3 protein-coding genes are annotated in these 2,892 nt (G+C 60.3%); all 3 read left to right on the top strand.

Annotation, left to right across the window (positions count from 1 at the left end; genetic code table 11):
• The first annotated feature begins 269 nt into the window (after nt 1-269).
• Nucleotides 270-1,292, top strand: a complete 1,023-nt coding sequence (locus FJ404_19645; GenBank protein MBM3825060.1) for a hypothetical protein — start codon at nt 270-272, stop codon at nt 1,290-1,292.
• A 42-nt stretch (nt 1,293-1,334) separates the two neighbouring features.
• The gene (locus FJ404_19640; GenBank protein MBM3825059.1) at nt 1,335-2,114 is read left to right on the top strand and encodes a hypothetical protein; all 780 of its coding nucleotides are present in this window, start codon (nt 1,335-1,337) and stop codon (nt 2,112-2,114) included.
• 17 nt (nt 2,115-2,131) lie between these two features.
• Nucleotides 2,132-2,892 (top strand): hypothetical protein (locus FJ404_19635; GenBank protein MBM3825058.1); only part of this gene is annotated, 761 nt, incomplete at its 3' end.

Here is a 2,892-nt window from a genome sequence, read left to right as displayed (position 1 = left end):
CCACCCCGGCCAACCTCCAATTTCTTTTCCACCCGTCCTACGCCATCCCCCCCGCCGACCTCCGCAAATCCATCCTCACCCTCGCATTTCAGGGCGATCTAACAAACTGCGAAGAAGGCGAGCTAACGAAATCCGGCGCAGAGAAAGTTCTGAGCGATGCGGCAACAGCCCGTCGCAAATATTGGAGCAATCGGCATGGGACGAAGCGAAAGTATCAAGAGCCTGAGAGCTTTGAATCCGAGGATTTACCTCGAATCCGCAACCATTGGATGTGGGCGTCGATTGACTGCTTGTGTTCGCAGGTGACGGACGGCGAACACATTCAACCACCATACCAAGCTGAAGGCGTTCCGATGCTATCTGCAAAGCACGTCCGCGATGGTCACGTGACACTCAAAGGCGCAGGACTCATCTCCGAGGAAGCTTTCCAGAAGTCGATCGAGCGGTGCAAACCAGAGAACGGAGACATCTTGATCGTGAGCGTTGGGGCAACGACGGGACGTTCGGCAATCGTGGCCAACTGCCCACGCTTTGCCATTGTTCGGAGCGTTCTTTTGCTGAAGCCCGTCATCATGAAGGAGTATCTGCTCTGGTGGCTCAAGAATCCGTGGGCGTTCACTTGGATGACTCAAGCGTCTGGTGCATCTGCCCAACCGCATCTCTACATCAGGGACCTCAAACACATGCCGGTTCCCATCCCACCCCTCGCCGAACAGCGCCGGATCGTGGCGAAAGTGGAGCATCTGATGGCCTTGGTGGACGCGTTGGAGCAACAACTCGCCGCCTCCCGCGCCACCGCCGCCAACCTCCTCTCCGCCCTCGTCGCCGAACTCACCAGTCATGGGCAACGAGAGGCGTCGGAGCCACGCGCCGAAGAGGAAGTTGAATTTCAATCCGGCTCCGAGTTCTTGAGGACGTTTCGGCTTGGGTTGGAGGAAGGATTCGCGGATGAACCCTCTCGGCCTGGGGCGGCACATGAGCCGGCGGGGTTGGCGATGATGCTACGGGAAACCGGGGTGGAATATGGCTGGTCGTTCGGCATGTCCCGTGAGTTCAAGAAGCAGATTGATTCCATCGATCGCAATCTCCAAGGCAGAGTCCTTCAGGCTATGACGGAGATTGTGTCCGACCCCGTCACGCCGAAGGGAGACACGGTCAAGCGACTGAGCGGAGACTGGAAGGACTTCTGGCGCTACCGGATTGGGGATTTCCGACTGGTCTATCGGCCTGAATTGGCTCTCCGGCGGGTCACACTGTGGGCGTTCGCACCCCGAGGGGGCGTGTATGAATGAAGGCCGGGGCATGGCCCGAAGCCCGAGAGCAATGACCAGGAAATGAGCACACCCACGACGAAGGCAGAGGGCGTTGTGCGCCCTCCAGTCGCTCTGAACATCGCGGCCATCATTCGCAAGGCCGTCGCCGTCGGCCGGAGGCCCGGCGGCCCGCGCCGGCGCGAAGGGATTCTGAAAATCCTCGCCAAGAATTCGCGGGAAGGACGGCAATGGGTGAGGATCATCCAAGGCTTTGAAACTGCCGCATGGAGGATCGGCAGGGATGGTCACGGGCGATATCACGATATCGAGATCGGCAGCGCGTTTCACCTCCAGTGTGTGGACCGCATTCGTGGACACCCACGCAAGCTGCAACGCTACTGCGAATCGCTCCTGCGTCACGAGGCCGCGCACGGGCTGTTCACTGAACAGGACCTAGACAGCATTGTGCGATCCGCTCGGGCAGTCGGTGTCCCTTTGGTATTGATGAACCTGCTCGAGGATGCCCGGGTGGAGCATTTGGAACGGGAACGCTCACGTGATCCTCGGACCGGCAAGCCCTGGCGGTTCCACTGGTGGTGCTTCAACGGGGCCCTGACCGAAACCAACCGGCCCAGCCGTTACTTGTGGTCCCTAATCAACAAGGAGGCTAGCAGTTGGAGCCGTTACTCCGCGGGCGCTCCCCGCTGGTTGGGCAAGGCAGGATCGGATGTGCGGATTCGCGACCACTATTATCATCAGGCCATTCACGCAGCGCGAACCTCCGACCTCATCCCGCTCGGTCAGGAATGGATGGCTGAGTTCCCGCTGCCTAGACCCTCACCACCTCCGCCACCCAACTAACCAACGCGTGACCACCCATGCCGCAATTTGAACGCTACGTCGGCATCGACTATTCCGGCGCGGAGACTTCTACCAGTAGCTTGAAGGGTTTACGCCTCTACGCCGCCACGCCCACGCAGGCGCCCGCCGAAATCCTGCCGCCACCCAGCCCGCGCAAGTATTGGACCCGCCGCGGCCTCGCCGAGTGGCTCGCCGCTGAACTGTGCGACGGTCTGCACACGCTCGTCGGCATTGATCACGCATTCTCCTTTCCGCTGAGCTACTTCGAGGTCCACCACCTGCCGCCGGACTGGCCCGCGTTCCTCGACGATTTCCAGCAGCACTGGCCGACCGATGGTGCCGGAACTTGGGTCCGAGACATACTGCATCGCCCCGGCGGAATCTCCGCAGCACGTAGTGGAAATTCCCGCTGGCGTCGGTTGACCGAGACGAGGAGCGTTAGCGCCAAGTCGGTTTTTCATTTCGGAGCTCAAGGTTGCGTAGGCCACTCAACTCATGCGGGGTTACCTTGGTTACGCTACCTCCGCCAACAACTTGGGTCTCGGGTGCATTTCTGGCCCTTTGACGGCTGGTGCCCGGATGCCTCCCGTTCGGTCATCGCTGAGGTTTATCCAAGGCTCTGGAACAATGAGTATCCCCGTGAAGGACGCACCGGTGACCAGCACGACGCCTACTCTGTCGCTCGCTGGATGCGGGAGACCGATGCTGCCGACATGCTGAGGCGTCAATTTCAACCGCAACTGAAGCCGGACGAGCTCACGCAAGCGCAGTTGGAAGG

This window comes from Verrucomicrobiota bacterium (assembly GCA_016871495.1).
In the GTDB taxonomy this organism is placed as follows: Bacteria; Verrucomicrobiota; Verrucomicrobiia; order Limisphaerales; family VHDF01; genus VHDF01.
This window is presented reverse-complemented; position numbering and strand designations above follow the sequence as displayed.

Excerpts from the sequence above, each read along its gene's own strand:
- FJ404_19640 (MBM3825059.1), top strand. The coding sequence starts at position 1,335 with ATGAGCACACCCACGACGAAGGCAGAGGGCGTTGTGCGCCCTCCAGTC.
- FJ404_19645 (MBM3825060.1), top strand. The coding sequence starts at position 270 with ATGTGGGCGTCGATTGACTGCTTGTGTTCGCAGGTGACGGACGGCGAA.